Annotated in this window: 15 protein-coding genes; 5 read left to right on the top strand and 10 right to left on the bottom strand. The window is 61.4% G+C overall.

Features of this window, described 5'->3' with window-relative positions; all coding sequences use genetic code 11:
- Positions 1–23 precede the first annotated feature (23 nt).
- On the top strand, positions 24–350 hold the full coding sequence (trxA, locus tag ACQUTG_RS10550) for a thioredoxin TrxA (protein WP_091702921.1): 327 nt from the start codon (positions 24–26) through the stop codon (positions 348–350).
- 83 nt (positions 351–433) lie between these two features.
- Here trxA and ACQUTG_RS10545 read toward each other — a convergent pair whose 3' ends face one another.
- The 4 genes from ACQUTG_RS10545 to moaB are packed head-to-tail and all read right to left on the bottom strand — an operon-like array spanning position 434 to position 2948.
- On the bottom strand, positions 434–880 hold the full coding sequence (locus ACQUTG_RS10545; protein ID WP_428919362.1) for a molybdenum cofactor biosynthesis protein MoaE: 447 nt from the start codon (positions 878–880) through the stop codon (positions 434–436).
- A 1-nt stretch (position 881) separates the two neighbouring features.
- Complete coding sequence (moaD, locus tag ACQUTG_RS10540) at positions 882–1142, bottom strand: molybdopterin converting factor subunit 1 (protein ID WP_428919361.1); 261 nt, start codon at positions 1140–1142, stop codon at positions 882–884.
- A gap of 2 nt (positions 1143–1144) precedes the next feature.
- The gene (locus ACQUTG_RS10535; protein WP_428919360.1) at positions 1145–2359 is read right to left on the bottom strand and encodes a molybdopterin molybdotransferase MoeA; all 1215 of its coding nucleotides are present in this window, start codon (positions 2357–2359) and stop codon (positions 1145–1147) included.
- Positions 2360–2372: 13 nt separating this feature from the next.
- Positions 2373–2948, bottom strand: a complete 576-nt coding sequence (gene moaB / locus ACQUTG_RS10530) for a molybdenum cofactor biosynthesis protein B (RefSeq protein ID WP_428919359.1) — start codon at positions 2946–2948, stop codon at positions 2373–2375.
- 370 nt (positions 2949–3318) lie between these two features.
- Between moaB and rho the strand changes: the two genes are divergently transcribed.
- The 3 genes from rho to ACQUTG_RS10515 all read left to right on the top strand — a co-directional run bounded on the left by rho (position 3319) and on the right by ACQUTG_RS10515 (position 7324).
- Positions 3319–4581, top strand: coding sequence for a transcription termination factor Rho (rho, locus tag ACQUTG_RS10525; protein WP_428919358.1), 1263 nt, complete (start codon positions 3319–3321; stop codon positions 4579–4581).
- Between the two features lie 252 nt (positions 4582–4833).
- Complete coding sequence (gene ubiD, locus ACQUTG_RS10520; RefSeq protein ID WP_428919357.1) at positions 4834–6321, top strand: 4-hydroxy-3-polyprenylbenzoate decarboxylase; 1488 nt, start codon at positions 4834–4836, stop codon at positions 6319–6321.
- Complete coding sequence (locus tag ACQUTG_RS10515) at positions 6293–7324, top strand: 2Fe-2S iron-sulfur cluster-binding protein (protein ID WP_428919356.1); 1032 nt, start codon at positions 6293–6295, stop codon at positions 7322–7324. Before ubiD ends, ACQUTG_RS10515 begins: the two co-directional genes overlap by 29 nt.
- 126 nt (positions 7325–7450) lie before the next feature.
- Here ACQUTG_RS10515 and ACQUTG_RS10510 read toward each other — a convergent pair whose 3' ends face one another.
- The 6 genes from ACQUTG_RS10510 to ACQUTG_RS10485 form a co-directional block, all read right to left on the bottom strand.
- Positions 7451–8692, bottom strand: coding sequence for a heme biosynthesis HemY N-terminal domain-containing protein (locus tag ACQUTG_RS10510; RefSeq protein ID WP_428919355.1), 1242 nt, complete (start codon positions 8690–8692; stop codon positions 7451–7453).
- Positions 8689–9810: a uroporphyrinogen-III C-methyltransferase gene (locus ACQUTG_RS10505; RefSeq protein WP_428919354.1), complete on the bottom strand. Its 1122-nt coding sequence runs from the start codon at positions 9808–9810 to the stop codon at positions 8689–8691. Before ACQUTG_RS10505 ends, ACQUTG_RS10510 begins: the two co-directional genes overlap by 4 nt.
- Before the next feature lie 8 nt (positions 9811–9818).
- Positions 9819–10631 (bottom strand): uroporphyrinogen-III synthase, encoded by an 813-nt coding sequence (locus ACQUTG_RS10500; protein WP_428919353.1) that lies wholly within the window; start codon positions 10629–10631, stop codon positions 9819–9821.
- Positions 10612–11553, bottom strand: coding sequence for a hydroxymethylbilane synthase (gene hemC / locus ACQUTG_RS10495; protein ID WP_428919352.1), 942 nt, complete (start codon positions 11551–11553; stop codon positions 10612–10614). Before hemC ends, ACQUTG_RS10500 begins: the two co-directional genes overlap by 20 nt.
- A 78-nt stretch (positions 11554–11631) precedes the next feature.
- Positions 11632–12411: a LytR/AlgR family response regulator transcription factor gene (locus tag ACQUTG_RS10490; RefSeq protein ID WP_428919351.1), complete on the bottom strand. Its 780-nt coding sequence runs from the start codon at positions 12409–12411 to the stop codon at positions 11632–11634.
- A 13-nt stretch (positions 12412–12424) separates the two neighbouring features.
- Positions 12425–13513, bottom strand: coding sequence for a sensor histidine kinase (locus ACQUTG_RS10485; RefSeq protein ID WP_428919350.1), 1089 nt, complete (start codon positions 13511–13513; stop codon positions 12425–12427).
- 55 nt (positions 13514–13568) lie between these two features.
- On the opposite strand from ACQUTG_RS10485, the gene argH reads away from it, so the two are divergent.
- On the top strand, positions 13569–14978 hold the full coding sequence (gene argH / locus ACQUTG_RS10480) for an argininosuccinate lyase (RefSeq protein ID WP_428919349.1): 1410 nt from the start codon (positions 13569–13571) through the stop codon (positions 14976–14978).
- The last annotated feature ends 4 nt before the right edge of the window (positions 14979–14982 follow it).

Raw genomic sequence — 14982 nt, 5'->3', positions numbered from 1 at the left:
GGTGCCTGAATCAGGAAAAGGTAATGAGCGGAAATATCGTAAATGTCACCGACGCTTCTTTCGAGCAGGATGTACTGAAGTCCGACGTTCCCGTACTGGTGGACTACTGGGCTGAGTGGTGTGGCCCCTGCAAGATGATCGCGCCGGTCCTGGAAGAGATTGCCGACGAATACGAAGGCAAGCTGAAGATCTGCAAGCTGAACATCGACGAAAACGAGCAGACACCGCCCAAGTTCAACATCCGGGGTATCCCGACCCTGATGCTGTTCAAGAACGGCAACGTTGACGCAACCAAGGTTGGCGCCCTCTCCAAATCCCAGCTGGCCGCCTTCCTCGACAGCAACCTCTGATCCCGTTGCTGCCGGAAAACCGCCCCTGAACAAGGTTCACGGGCGGTTTTTTATTGCCTCGAGTAAATCACGCCCCCGGGAACTCAGTCCCAGGCCTGGGACCGGTCCCGGTCAGAAGCCTTCTGTTCCACCCAGTGCTCGGTGTCCCCGGTAATCTCCTTTTTCCAGAATGGCGCCGAGGTCTTCAGCGCGTCCATGATGAATTCGCAGGCGGCGAAGGCATCGCCCCGGTGGGCACTGCAAACACCCACAAAGACGATCTGGTCACACAGATTCAGGCGCCCGACCCGGTGAATCACCCTTGCCTTGCGTACATCCCAGCGCTGGGAGGCCTGATCAATCAGCCCCTGGATCACCTGCTCGGTCATCCCCGGGTAATGCTCCAGATACAGCCCGGTCACCCCCTGGAGATCACCGCTGTCCCGCACCAGCCCGGTAAACGTCGCAATGGCTCCGGTGCCCGCGCCGCTGTCCCGCAGCGCCTGGTACTCCGCTGCCGGATCAAAATCGTCAGTCTGGACCGTAATCATCTCAACCTCCTGTTACCGGAGGGAAAAAGGCCACTTCGTCCCCGGCTTTCACCGGGGTCGACGGTTTGGCCATCGCCTGATTCACCGCGATCATGACCGGTTGGTCGCCCTGCAGCTGGGCCCAGGGCCCGCCCCTGGCCGCCAGCTGCGCGAGAATGTCACCGGTGGTCAGCTCCGGCGATGCCGGCAGTTCCAGGCTTTCGGTGTCCAGCTCTTCCCGCAGGCGCGCGAAGAAGCGCACAGTCAGTGTTTCAGTGCTCATAGTCAGCTCATCAGCTCCGCAAATGAGTAATAGGTCAGCTCGTCCCCGGCCTTCACCGTCGTGTTCTCCGGAACCACGGCAAGCCCTTCCGCCCAACAGGCGGAGCTGAGGACACCCGAACTCTGGTTCGGATAGCAAACAATCTGGAGCTCGTCGCCCGATACCTCTTTCCTGGCACGCACGAATTCCCGGCGGATGGACGGGGATTCCACATCAAAGCCTGCCGGTAATCGTTCGCCCACAGGCCAGGTCTTGTGGCGTCCCTGGCATCTCCGGATATAAGGCATGCCGACAATGAGGAAGGTCACCAGAACGGTCGCGGGATTGCCCGGCAAGCCCAGAATCGGGGTGCCTTCAACAGCGCCGAACGCCAGTGGTTTGCCCGGCTTGATCGCCAGTCGCCAGAGCGAAAGCTGGCCCTGTTCCTCCAGCACTGCCCGGACATGGTCTTCTTCGCCCACCGATACGCCGCCACTGGTAATCACCAGGTCCGCCTCGGATGCGGCTCGCTTGAGGGTCTCCCGTGTCGCCTCCCGGTTGTCTTTCAAGGTTTCGCAGATGGTGACCTCGCAGCCTGCCTGGGCAAGCAGGCCGAGCAAGGTGAATCGGTTGGAGTTATAGATCTGGCCGCCGGCGAGCGGCTGGCCCGGATCCACCAGTTCGTCGCCAGTGGTCAACACTGCCACTTTCATGCGGGCGACGACCGATACCTCGGCAAAGCCCATAGAAGCAATCAGCCCCATTTCCTGCGGGCGAATCGGGGTGCCTCTGACCAGGGCCATATCGCCCTGTTTCAGGTCCTGACCGCGACTGCGGATGTTCTGGTTCCTGGCGACCTCGGCCTTAACCAGGATGCCGTCGTCGGTCACCTCCACCCGTTCCTGCATCACCACGGCATCGGCCCCCTCGGGAATCTCCGAGCCAGTGAAAATTCTGGCGGCGGTGCCTTCGGCCAAGGGGCCTGGGGCCTCGCCGGCGGCAATCCGGCCAGAAACCGGGATTGGCTGACCGGACTTCAGGTCGGTCTTGCGGATGGCGTAGCCATCCACCGCGCTGTTGTCAGCCGGCGGAACATCGGCCGGCACGTGCAGGTTTTCAGCCAGCACACGCCCCAGGCTCTCGCTGAGAGGTACGGTTTCCACCCAGGAAATCTCCGGTGCCCGGTCCAGGATGTGGGCGATGGCATCGTCGACGGAAGTCAGGTTTTGGCCTGCCATGGGTCCGCTCCTGTTATTTGGTTGCCCGGTTGCCGATGACCTGCTGCAAGCGGGGAAATGCGTCGTTCGCCGGTTTGCGCAGGGTCAGGGCGGTAAAGTTGCAGGGCTGGTGTCGGCTGTCCAGCTGGCTCTTCAGGATGCCGTCCCAGCCGGTGCGACAGGCGCTGGTGGAGCCGGGCAGGCAGAAGATCACTGTGTGGTTGGCCAGGCCGCCAAAGGCACGGGACTGGATGGTCGAAGAGCCAATCTCCTCGGCAGACAGGCGGCGGAACTCTTCGCCGAAACCCTCGATGGCCTTGTCAAACAGCGGGCTAATGGCTTCCGGAGTACTATCACGCTCATGGAAGCCGGTGCCGCCGGTAATAATGACCACATGGATGTCGGGGTCTGCAATCCAGTTGGACATCATGGACCTGATCAGGTAGACGTCGTCCGGCAGAATGCGGCGGGCAACCAGCTTGTGGCCGGCTTCAACCGCACTGTCCTCCAGAAACTGGCCCGAGGTGTCCTGGTCCGGTCCGCGGGTGTCGGAGACGGTAAGGATGGCTATGTTCAGGGGTTTGAATTCGTTGGTGCTTTCGCTGCTCATGGCTGGGCTCCGCATTCTGGAAACTGGAGGTGATGGAATTTTCTTCAGTATCCGTATTGGCGAAGGATAATGGAAGGGGAGTAACCCCAGAGGGGGAGGTATCAGGCCAGCCTTACCCCCGTTTCATGGTAATTTGCTCTAATTTTGGTCAGTGCACTTGACATTCGCAGCCAAGGTGGCCGATTATCCTCCTTGCCCGGCGAACGGTTGTTCCCACTCTACTGGCTTCAGCAAACTATTCCGGAATCCACAACACCGGCTTGCTCCATCTGGCCAGCACCTGTTTCAGCTTTTATTTGTTCAATACGTTCAGGGGCACCCCTGTCATTCCAACACTCGTTTATTTCCATTCCTGAAAATCCAACAAACTATGAATCTTACTGAACTCAAGCAGAAATCCGTGCCCGAATTGCTCGAAATTGCGCAAGAAATGGGCCTCGATAACCTGGCTCGTTCGCGCAAACAGGATGTGATCTTCACCATCCTGAAAAAACATGCCAAGAGTGGCGAAGACATCTACGGCGACGGCGTACTGGAGATTCTGCAGGACGGTTTCGGCTTCCTCCGTTCCGCCGATGCATCCTATCTGGCGGGGCCGGATGATATCTATGTCTCCCCCAGCCAGATCCGTCGATTCAACCTGCGTACCGGCGATACCGTGGCCGGCAAGATCCGCCCGCCGAAAGACGGCGAGCGCTACTTTGCCCTGCTGAAAGTTAACGAGATTAACTTCGACAAGCCGGACAACGCACGTAACAAGATTCTGTTCGAGAACCTCACGCCGCTGTTTCCCCAAGAGCGTTTGATGCTGGAAGCCGGAAACGGCAGCACCGAGGATCTGTCCTCCCGGGTCCTGGACCTGGTCGCTCCGATCGGCAAGGGCCAGCGTGGTCTGATCGTGTCTCCGCCCAAGGCCGGTAAGACTCTGTTGATGCAGGGCATTGCCCAGTCGATCACCCGGAACAACCCGGAATGTCACCTGATGGTGCTGCTCATTGATGAGCGTCCGGAGGAAGTGACGGAAATGCAACGCACCGTGCGTGGTGAAGTGGTGGCGTCGACTTTCGATGAGCCGCCGGCCCGGCACGTGCAGGTGGCCGAGATGGTGATCGAGAAGGCCAAGCGTCTGGTCGAGCACAAGAAGGATGTGGTGATCCTGCTGGATTCCATTACCCGTCTGGCCCGGGCTTACAACACGGTGATTCCGTCCTCCGGCAAGGTGCTGACCGGTGGTGTGGATGCCCATGCCCTGGAGAAACCAAAGCGGTTCTTCGGTGCGGCCCGGAACGTGGAAGAGGGCGGTAGTCTGACCATCCTGGCGACGGCGTTGGTGAACACCGGTTCCAAGATGGATGAGGTGATCTACGAGGAGTTCAAGGGAACCGGTAACATGGAGGTGCACCTGGACCGCAAGATTGCCGAGAAGCGGGTTTATCCGGCCATCAATATCCGCAGTTCCGGCACTCGCCGCGAGGATCTGCTGATGTCCGAGGCGGATATCCAGCGTATCTGGATCCTGCGCAAGCTGCTGCATTCCATGGATGACGACACTGCGGCCATCGAGTTCCTGCTGGACAAGCTCAAGGACACGAAGACCAACGAAGAGTTCTTCCAGTCCATGAAGCGCCGCTAACCAGCTTTGCGCTTGAGCCTGCGGGGGCGGGCAGTACCGGGGATGGCCTCCCCGGACACGCCGTGAATACGTCCCTGTAGGCTTGGTCTTGCCATCCCTGGCAAGACACAGTCCGGGGAGGCCATCCCCGCCACTGCCGATCAGACACTGTGCGCGCACTTTCTTGATTCCCCACCTCGTGTCGGCGCTGCTCCGGCAGTCCAGGCGACGAGTCACTCCGTACCTATAGGCCGATACAGAACGGAGCACACGATGAAATACAACGACCTGCGTGACTTCATCCATCAGCTGGAAAAGCTGGGTGAGCTGAAACGGATCAGCGTGGAAGTCGATCCCAACCTGGAGATGACCGAGATCTGTGACCGCACCCTGCGGGCAGGTGGGCCGGCGTTGTTGTTCGAGAATCCCAAGGGCTATGACATGCCGGTGTTGGCCAACCTGTTCGGAACTCCGAAGCGGGTGGCGCTGGGGATGGGGCAGGATAATGTCACGGCGCTGCGGGAGATTGGCAAGTTGCTGGCGTTCCTGAAGGAGCCGGATCCCCCCAAGGGTTTCAGGGACGCCATCGAGAAGCTGCCGATCTTCAAGCAGGTGATGCGGATGAGCCCGAAGGTGCTGCGTTCGGCGCCCTGTCAGGAGGTGGTGATCGAGAAGGATCAGGTGGACCTGTACCAGATTCCGGTACAGCACTGCTGGCCCGGAGATGCCGGTCCGCTGGTGACCTGGCCGTTGGTCATCACCCGCGGCCCTCACAAGGAGCGGCAGAATCTGGGGATCTACCGGCAGCAGGTGATTGGCCGTAACCGGCTGATCATGCGCTGGCTCAGTCATCGGGGTGGCGCGCTGGATTTCCAGGAGTTCCAGAAGGCCAATCCGGGCCAGCCTTACCCGGTGGCGGTGGCGCTCGGGGCGGACCCGGCCACGATACTCGGGGCAGTGACGCCGGTGCCGGATACTCTGTCCGAGTATGCCTTTGCCGGTCTGCTCAGGGGTTCCCGGACGGAGCTTGTGCAGGCCGCGTTGAGTGACTTGCAGGTGCCGGCCAGTGCCGAGATCGTGCTGGAAGGCTTTATCTATCCGGACGATATGGCGCCGGAGGGGCCGTTTGGTGATCACACCGGTTATTACAATGAAGTGGACCATTTCCCGGTGTTCACCGTGGAGCGGATCACCCACCGCCGGGATCCGATCTATCACAGCACTTACACCGGTCGACCACCCGATGAGCCCGCGATCCTGGGCGTGGCGTTGAACGAGGTGTTTATTCCGATCTTGCAGAAGCAGTTTCCGGAGATTGTGGATTTCTACCTGCCGCCGGAAGGCTGTTCCTACCGGCTTGCCGTAGTAACGATGAAGAAACAGTACCCCGGCCATGCCAAGCGGGTGATGATGGGGGTATGGTCGTTTCTGCGGCAGTTCATGTACACCAAGTTTGTCATTGTGACCGATGACGACGTGAATGCCCGCAACTGGGAAGACGTGATCTGGGCGATTACCACGCGGATGGATCCGGTCCGGGATACCACGATGGTGGAGAATACTCCCATCGACTACCTGGATTTTGCCTCGCCGGTGTCGGGTCTTGGCTCGAAGATGGGGATGGATGCCACCAACAAGTGGCCCGGTGAAACCGACCGGGAGTGGGGCGAGCCCATTGCCATGACCGATGAGGTGAAGCAGCGGGTGGATGACATTTGGGACAGCCTGGGGATTGAAATTCCGCAGTCTCGCCCTGATTGAGAAGGACAGTCATTTGCATCGGGTAGTGCTGCGGCCTTCAGGTTTGGGTTATTCGGTGGATCCCGGCGCCGATCTGCTCAGTGCCGCGGGACGGTCCGGTATTGCCGTACCGGCTGCCTGTCGCAACGGGGTATGTGAGATTTGTGAAGCCCGGGTGCTGTCCGGCACTGCTCTGAATACCCGTAATCAACGTGAAATTTCGATTGGTGAGCGGCTGATGATGTGTCGATCTCATGCGCTCGCCGACCTGGAACTGGAGATAACCGCCGTTATGGCAGCAGGAAACAATCAGCCCCGCAAGGTGCAGGCAAAGGTGGTGGATGTCCGGTCCATCAGCCACGACGTATACCGGGTGGAACTGGAGATTCCCCGCCGCCGGGAGCTGTCTTTCCATGCCGGGCAATACCTGTCTGTGAACCTGCCGGATACGGACCCCTGTTATTTTTCCATTGCCAGCAGTCCCTCCGAGCAGAACATTGAACTTCACATTCAGGCCTCTCCGGACTGGGTGTCGGCGCAGAGGGTGATCGACGCCCTGACCTCCGGTCAGGATGTGACCCTGGAGCTGCCCCATGGCCGGGCCTGCCTGGCGTCAGCCCCGGAGAAACCGGTGTTGCTGGTGGCTGCCGGCACCGGCTTTGCCCAGATGAAGAGCCTGGTGGATTACCTGCGCGAGACGAACTTCAATCATCCCATCAAACTGTACTGGGGCGTCCGCAAGCACGAGGACATGTACCTGCGCACCCTGGCCCAGCAGTGGGAGCGGGACTGGCCGCCGTTCACCTTCCTGCCGGTGGTGGGTGATGACGAGGATAATGACTGGGGTGGTCACCATGATCAGCTGGTGCGTGCTGTACTGGCGTCCGGCATGGACTGGAAGAATGTGGAGGTGCACGCCAGTGGGTCGCCGACCATGGTGTATACGCTGATGGACGCGCTGGTCGCGGCAGGGTTGCCGCAGGAAGCGTTTTTCTCGGACGTACTGGAGTACGCACCCAGGTGAAAATGGGGTCAGAAGAAAGCTTTCTTCCGACCCCGACTTGGCGGTATCCCCGAGTCAGCGGCCGGGCATGAACATGGGGTCAGATGAAAGCTTTCATCTGACCCCTTCCTGGGTATGCCCCCAAGCTCAGGCCCTCGGCATCGGCAACTCAGGCAGCCCGTTATCCTGGGCCAGTCCCTGCATCATCAGTTTGATGCTCAGCCCTTCCTCGCCCATGTGGGCATTCAGCCGGCTCAGTTCTGCCAGTGCTTCACGGCTCCGGCGCAGGCGCAGGCTGGTCTCGAAATACTCCCTGGCCTTGCCCCACAGTTCGTTACGCAGGCTCAGTCGACCCAGGGCCAGAAGGAGTTCGGGGTTGTTGGGGCGGTCCTTGAGCCATTGCTCGGCGAGCAGCAGCTGCTCATCTGTTTTCTGCCCCTCAATCCGGCCGTAAAGATTGATCAACTCGTCACTCCAATGGTTCCGAAGTACCTTGCGCAACAGGGTTTCGGCCTGGGCCTCGTCTCCCAGTCTGGCCAGCAGGCGAGCGTAATCCCGGATGGTGTATTCGTCCCGGCGCAGGAATCCAGGCAGCTCGTCCCACAGGCGGGTCAGGGGTTCCAGAGAGGCCTCGGGGTCTGCCTTGCGGGCCCGCTCACATTCCTCAGCCGCCTGTTCCAGCAGATTGTGCCAGACTTCCCGCTCCAGCTCGTGGAACTCCTCTTCCGGCAGGACATCCCGCTTACGCAGTTCTGGCAGCAGCCTGGACAGTTCGCGCCAGTCCTCGAGTCTCAGGTAGGTATTCTTCAGCAGCTTCAGTACAAAAGGATGATGCGGTGACTGCTTGCGCAGCCGTATCAGGGTAGCAAGTGCCTGTTCCAGTCGGTTGCCCGCCAGTTGCAGCTGGGCCTGGGTGATACCCACGGCAAGGTCCGAGCCCGGCGTGCTCTCGAAGGCCCGGCGCAGCAGGTCATCCACCGCCTCATGGTCGCCGGATTCAAAAGCTGCCTGGGCTGCTGCCAGGTAGTTGATCAGGGGCGTATCCGCCTTGTCGGCGGCGGAAGTCAGTAGCTTTCGGGCCCTGGGCCAGTTGCCTTCCGCCAACGACAGCAGTCCCTGGGTGGTGCGGCGTCGGGCACGACGCTCGTTGCCCCGTGCGATCCAGCCGGCTACCACGCCGGTGCCCTGCCGGAAACGACGGATCAGGTTGATCGCCACCACTGTCAGCGCTACCAGCGTCACAAACAGCGCCAGCCCCACCCAGAAATTTGTTTCCACCAGGTAGTGACCGAGGCTCACCCGGATGTAGCCCAGGTCGTATTGCAGGCCCAGCGCGAGGCCGGTGCCGATTAGCAGTGCAATCAGGATAATCAGCAGGAGGCGGATCATGATTCCGTGCCTCCGGCGCCGGCACTGGTCTCCTCGACGTCGCCGCCATTGCCATCGAGGCGGCCGGCCAGGCGCTGCTTGAGAAGGTCGAGGGATTTACTGATGTCCGGCAGTTCCGGATCGACGTTACGGTTGGCCAGCTCCGCGAGGGTATCCGACAGCGCTTTCACCCGGGGATTTTCCGGGTTGTACCAGTCAGTGACCGCCGCCCGGGCCTTAGCGAGGGCGCGCTCATACAGCGCCTGATTGCCGCGCAAGACGGCCATTTCGGCTTCTTCCAGCATCAGCTGGAGATTGAGCCGGGCGTAAGCACTCTGGTCCGGTGACAGCAGGGGTTTGACCGGCTCATCCAGTCGGCGTACCACCACGACCCGGCCGAGGGTGTCGGTGAACTGGCTCCAGGCCTGGGCGAGCAGGCCCGGGCCCCCTTCGGTGGCGTCCAGGGTGGCGCCGCCATCACCGCCCACGAATCCGGGGGCCGATTCGTGGATCAGGGCCTGATCGGTGAGCTGGTTGACGCTGTCAATACCGGCTTCCAGGGTGAGATAAAGGCCGGTGCGGTCGACATTTTCAATGCCTTTGAGGGCAAGCAGTTCCCGGGCCAGCTGCTGGCGCACCGGGTAGACGCCGATGTCATCGGACTCGGCGAGGACCTCGTCGGCGGCCTGCAGGGCGGAGATGGCGCCGCCAATATCCTTCTCAATCTGCAGGCGCTGGTTGGCGATCCGGAGCAGGTATTCCGCCTCTGCCAGCAACCAGTCGGTGCGGGTGCGGTTACCGGCTTCGAGCAACTCCCGCGCATTATGGTCAATCTGGCGTTGCTGGGTGGCAATCAGTTCGCGCTGGGCGGCGAGCTTTTCCTCCAGGGACTGGAGTCTCTGGGCCTGTTGGCTGCCCCGGTCGCCATACAGATCTTCCAGCTGGCGGGTATCCTGTTGCAGGCTCTCGATAGTCTGTAACGTCGCCTTGTGCGCCTGCCACTGCTGCCAGCTCCACAGGGCCAGGGCAATGGCGACGACCAGTGCAACAATCGCGAGTAACCACAAGGGCCAGAGCTTCTGGCGGCTGGGTTGTTCCCGGGGAATGGGAGCGGGCAGTTGATCGGTTGTTTCAGTCACGGGCGTCCTTACGTTTTATTTGCGGCGCCACCGTTTCTGCCATAAAGCTGTGCTGCAACAGTGGCCACGATGTCATTATCGGCAAGACTTCCTGGTACACACGGTTTCTCGAATCCCGCCTCCCGGGCCGTCTGGGCCACGCGTTCGGCGGGAACGATCAGTAACCTATCGTATAGATTATGGCCGCTCTTCGCACATAGTGCGATGAGATTGTTCAAGGTTTCCCCGGACAGTGCGACGATAACCTCCGGCGCGAACTGGCCGAGGGCAAGGTTCACTTGCTCCGGGGAGTGGTCCGGGCAGAATCGGCGATACAGGGGCAGCATGGTGACCCTTGCGCCTCTCGATTCCAGGGTCTGGCGGATCAGTTCACGGCCGTCCTCGCCCCTGGCAATCAATACCCGTTCTCCCTCCGGTCGGGCCAGGGAAGGGAGTTCCAGCAGGGCTTCGCTGGTCCAGCCGCTCGCTGGCCGGCGCACCGACAGGCCGTGACCGGCGAGGACCGCCGCGGTTCCCGCTCCGACTGCATACCAGCGGAGCCCCATGGGAATCTGGGGCCACCAGGTGTCGATTTCCTCCAGCAGCCGGCGGGCGGCGTAGGGGCTGACGGCAATGACGTGGGTAAACTGGTCCAGGTTAAGGATCGTGGTGCGGTTTTCCGGGGATTCCGGTAGCGGCTCACGATCGATCAGCGGCAGGATCCGGGTTTCGGCGCCGGCGGATTCAAAGGCTCGCGCAAGGCGGCCGGCTTCCGGTTCCGGCCGGCAGATCAGGACCCGCCGGCCGGACAGCCAAGGCTGATTAGCGTGGGGTATGACCATAAATTTCCGCCAGTACCTTGTCTGCCCCCATGGCCAGCAGGTCTTCGGCGAGTTCCCGGCCCAGGCGTTCGCCTTCGCCCCGGGGCGCTCTGCCTTCCACCCGGAAGATCTGCTCGCCGTTGACCGCGCCCACCAGTCCGCGCAGCCAGAGGGTGTCTTCGTCTTCCAGCAGGGCATAGGCGGCGATGGGAACCTGGCAGCCGCCTTCGAGGCGACGGTTCAGTGCCCGCTCGGCACTGACCCGGTCCCACGTGTCGGTGTGGTTCAGAGGAGCGATCAGTTTCAGCAGTTCGGTGTCGTCCACCCGGCATTCGATGCCAAGGGCGCCCTGGCCGACGGCCGGCAAGGAAACGGTGTCCGGCAGGCAGTAACGGATACGGTTGTGGAAACCCAGGCGCTTGAGGCCGGAGCTCGCCAGCACGATAGCGTCGTATTCCTCGGCGTCGAGCTTTGACAGCCGGGTATTTACATTCCCGCGCAGGACCCTGATCTGCAGATCGGGGCGGTAGGCGCGCAGCTGGGCTTCCCGGCGCAGGCTGGCGGTACCGACCACGGCTCCGTCGGGGAGGGCATCCACGGTCTCATACTTGTTGCTGACGAAGGCGTCGGTTGGATCCTCACGCTCGCAGATGGCCACCAGTCCCAGACCTTCCGGGAACTCCATGGGCACATCTTTCATGGAGTGCACGGCCAGGTCAGCACGACCGTCGAGCATGGCTTCCTCGAGTTCCTTCACGAACAGACCCTTGCCCCCGATCTTGGCCAGCGGCACGTCCAGGATCTTGTCGCCCTGGGTCTTGATCTTCACCAGTTCAACGCTCACGTTATCGTGCAGGCGTTCCAGTTCGGCCTTGATGTGTTCTGCCTGCCAGAGCGCAAGGGCGCTGCTGCGGGTTGCGATGCGAAGGGTACGTTTGGACATGGCACTCACTGTCGGTTGGGAAAATGTTCGCCAAGGTTAACGCGTGACGGCAGAAATGTCCCGTCGTGAAAACCGCAGTCAGCCGGGCTGGTGATCCTGCAACCACTGGCGCGCATCGGCGGCGTGGCGTCGGCTGACCGCCAGACGCTCGGGCCTGTCCCGCAGAATGATCCGGTTCTGGCCTTCGGTCGTGCGCTCCAGTGCCTTGATGAACCGGACCCCGACCAGGGTGTTGCGGTGAATCCTCAGGAACTGGTCTGGGTAACTGGCTTCCAGCTCCTTGAGGGTGTAGTCGGACACCGTCTCGCCGCCCAGGTGATGGATGGTGACGTACTTCTGGTCCGCCTCGCAGTAGAGAATGTCCGTCAGGTCGATCAGCTCCGTGCCCCGGTGGGTCCGGACCGCCAACTGATCGTTCCTCTGTTTGCTGTTGCCGGCCAGCTGCTGGCGCTGGACCCGGTTGACCCGGCCGACCCGCTCCAGGGCCTCGGCCAGGGCTTCCTTGCGCACCGGTTTCAACAGGTAGGCGGTGGCCTGGACGTCGAATGCCTGGATGGCGTAATGGTCGTAGGCGGTACAGAAAACCAGGGCCGGCGGGTGCTCCAGCTGGCTCAGGCGAGCCGCCGCCTCCATGCCATCCATGCCTGGCATGCGGATATCCAGCAACAGAATGTCCGGCTCCAGCTCGGCGACCTTCTGAAGTGTGCTGTCGCCATCAGCGGCTTCACCGCAAATCCGATAGCCGGGCAGGGCGTCAACCAGTCGCCGCAGGCGTTCCCTGGCCAGGGGTTCATCATCGGCAATCAGGATGTCCAGGTTGTGGTTGCCGTTTGCGGTCATGGCGTCTGATCTGCTCATTGGTTTTCATCAACTACTGTTGGCTTGCCTTCCGCCGGGGCAGGCGCAGGGTCACGGTGTAGGTCTCGTGCTGATGGCTGTGCTTGAGCACGGCCGGCTCGCCGAACAGTGCCTGCAACCGTGACTGGATGTTCGCCAGTGCGATGCGGTTACCCCGGTGACGTCGCTGGTCCTGTTCCGGTTTCGGATTCTGCACCATCAGGTAGACAAACTCACCCCCGGCCGAAATCTCGATTCGGACGGTGCCCCCTTCCGGCCGTGGCTGTATGCCATGGTAAATGGCATTCTCGATCAGCGGCTGCAGGGTCAATGGCGGAATGGCCTGGTGTTCCAGTCCCGGGCTGACAGCCCAATCCACCTGCAGGCGAGCACCCAGGCGCAGACTCTCGATGGCGAGGTAACGCTGGCACAGTTCCAGTTCCCGGGCCAGGGGGATCAGCTGGTCGGAGGTGCGCAAGCTGGCCCGGAACAGTTCGGAGAGATCCAGTACGGCTTCTTCGGCCTGTTCGGGGCGGGTGGCAATCAGGCTGGCGATGGTATTCATACTGTTGAACAGGAAGTGTGGCTGGATCCGCGCCTGCAGCGCCGCCAGCCGGGACCCCATCTCGGCTTCCCGCTGGGCCTGCCACTGGTGCTGGAGATAGAAGTAGCGCAACACCATAAGCACAATCAATAACGCCACCAGCAGCTTCTTGGCAATGCCCTGCCATTTGGTGACGCCGGGCTCCGGATGCAGGACCCGGTCGGCAAACAGGCTGAAGGCGAGGACATCGGCGAGCACAATGGCAACGATGAGCAGGGTTGAACGGGTGACCGTCATCCGCGCCAGGCGGCCGCGAAGCAGGCAGATCAGGGCGGCGCTGGTGAGGGTGGTCCACTGTACGAACAGGGACAGCAGGCCGAAGTAGTTCCAGTCGATCCAGCCGGTCTCGGTCTGCACGATCGACAGCACCAGCACGAACAGTTCGCTGGTGACCAGAAGCAGGAATACGGCCCGGACCCGGCACAGATCCGGGACGAAGAAATCTTGACTGCTCACACTTTTGTCGCCGTTCAGGGGTGTCTCCTTTGCACCGGTCAGAATGCTATAATCCCGCCACATCAAATGTACCCGTTGCCCGCAGATGATGCCGGGCCGTCAGCAGGAAAGATAGACCATGACGGATCAGAAAAAGTCTGACCAGACCACATCCTCCGAAAAACCCTGGGGCGGGCGCTTCAGCGAGCCCACCGATGCCTTTGTCGAGCGGTTCACCGCGTCCGTGGGTTTTGACCAGCGCCTGTATCACCACGACATCACCGGTTCCATTGCCCACGCCACCATGCTGGCGGAAGTGGGCGTGCTCACCACCGAGGAGCGGGACCAGATCATCGAGGGGCTGAAGGGTGTGAAGGCCGACATTGAGGCCGGCAAGTTCGAGTGGTCCGTGAGCCTGGAAGATGTGCACATGAATGTCGAGGCACGGCTGACCGACCGTATCGGCATTACCGGCAAGAAGCTGCATACCGGTCGCAGCCGGAATGACCAGGTGGCCACTGATATCCGCCTTTATCTGCGCGACGAGATCGACGTCATCGCCGACGAACTGAAGCGCCTGCAAACCGGCCTGCTGGATCTGGCCGAGCGCGAGGCCGACACCATCATGCCCGGCTTCACTCACCTGCAGACTGCCCAGCCGGTCACCTTCGGTCACCATCTGCTGGCCTGGTACGAAATGCTGGTTCGCGATGGTGAGCGCCTGCAGGACTGCCGCAAGCGGGTCAACGTGATGCCCCTGGGTGCCGCTGCCCTGGCGGGTACCACCTACCCCATCGACCGGGACATGACCGCCCGGTTGCTGGGCTTTGACCGGCCCACCGAGAACTCTCTGGATTCGGTCAGTGACCGGGATTTTGCCATCGAGTTCTGCAGTTTCGCAGCGCTGCTGATGACCCACCTGTCCCGGTTCAGCGAGGAACTGGTGCTGTGGACCTCGGCCCAGTTCGATTTTATCGATCTGCCGGACCGGTTCTGCACCGGTTCGTCCATCATGCCCCAGAAAAAGAACCCGGATGTGCCGGAGCTGGTGCGTGGCAAGACCGGTCGGGTCAATGGTCACCTCATCAGCCTGCTGACCCTGATGAAGAGCCAGCCGCTGGCTTACAACAAGGACAACCAGGAAGACAAGGAACCGTTGTTCGATACTGTCGACACCGTCAAGGGCTGCCTGAAGGCCTACGCGGACATGATCCCCGCGATTCGTTCCAAGGCGGACAATATGCGGGTGGCGGCCAAACGTGGTTTCTCCACCGCCACCGACCTGGCGGACTACCTGGTCAAGAAAGGCGTACCGTTCCGGGATGCCCACGAGATCGTTGGCAAGTCGGTGGCCTTCGGTGTGGCGGAAGGCCGCGACCTGTCCGACATGACTCTGGAGGAGTTGCGGCAGTTTTCGGACGTGATCGGTGAGGATGTGTTTGATGTGCTCACCCTCGAAGGCTCCGTCCAGGCCCGCAACCACCTGGGTGGTACGGCACCGGAGCAGGTGCGTGCGGCAGTTGCCCGGGCCCGGAAACTGATGGGCTGAGCGG

Source organism: Marinobacter sp. DUT-1, from assembly GCF_050379415.1.
Taxonomy (GTDB): domain Bacteria; phylum Pseudomonadota; class Gammaproteobacteria; order Pseudomonadales; family Oleiphilaceae; genus Marinobacter.
This window is presented reverse-complemented; position numbering and strand designations above follow the sequence as displayed.

Excerpts from the sequence above, each read along its gene's own strand:
- trxA (WP_091702921.1), top strand. The coding sequence starts at position 24 with ATGAGCGGAAATATCGTAAATGTCACCGACGCTTCTTTCGAGCAGGAT.
- ACQUTG_RS10545 (WP_428919362.1), bottom strand. The coding sequence starts at position 880 with ATGATTACGGTCCAGACTGACGATTTTGATCCGGCAGCGGAGTACCAG.
- moaD (WP_428919361.1), bottom strand. The coding sequence starts at position 1,142 with ATGAGCACTGAAACACTGACTGTGCGCTTCTTCGCGCGCCTGCGGGAA.
- ACQUTG_RS10535 (WP_428919360.1), bottom strand. The coding sequence starts at position 2,359 with ATGGCAGGCCAAAACCTGACTTCCGTCGACGATGCCATCGCCCACATC.
- moaB (WP_428919359.1), bottom strand. The coding sequence starts at position 2,948 with ATGAGCAGCGAAAGCACCAACGAATTCAAACCCCTGAACATAGCCATC.
- rho (WP_428919358.1), top strand. The coding sequence starts at position 3,319 with ATGAATCTTACTGAACTCAAGCAGAAATCCGTGCCCGAATTGCTCGAA.
- ubiD (WP_428919357.1), top strand. The coding sequence starts at position 4,834 with ATGAAATACAACGACCTGCGTGACTTCATCCATCAGCTGGAAAAGCTG.
- ACQUTG_RS10510 (WP_428919355.1), bottom strand. The coding sequence starts at position 8,692 with ATGATCCGCCTCCTGCTGATTATCCTGATTGCACTGCTAATCGGCACC.
- ACQUTG_RS10500 (WP_428919353.1), bottom strand. The coding sequence starts at position 10,631 with ATGGTCATACCCCACGCTAATCAGCCTTGGCTGTCCGGCCGGCGGGTC.
- hemC (WP_428919352.1), bottom strand. The coding sequence starts at position 11,553 with ATGTCCAAACGTACCCTTCGCATCGCAACCCGCAGCAGCGCCCTTGCG.
- ACQUTG_RS10490 (WP_428919351.1), bottom strand. The coding sequence starts at position 12,411 with ATGAGCAGATCAGACGCCATGACCGCAAACGGCAACCACAACCTGGAC.
- ACQUTG_RS10485 (WP_428919350.1), bottom strand. The coding sequence starts at position 13,513 with ATGTGGCGGGATTATAGCATTCTGACCGGTGCAAAGGAGACACCCCTG.
- argH (WP_428919349.1), top strand. The coding sequence starts at position 13,569 with ATGACGGATCAGAAAAAGTCTGACCAGACCACATCCTCCGAAAAACCC.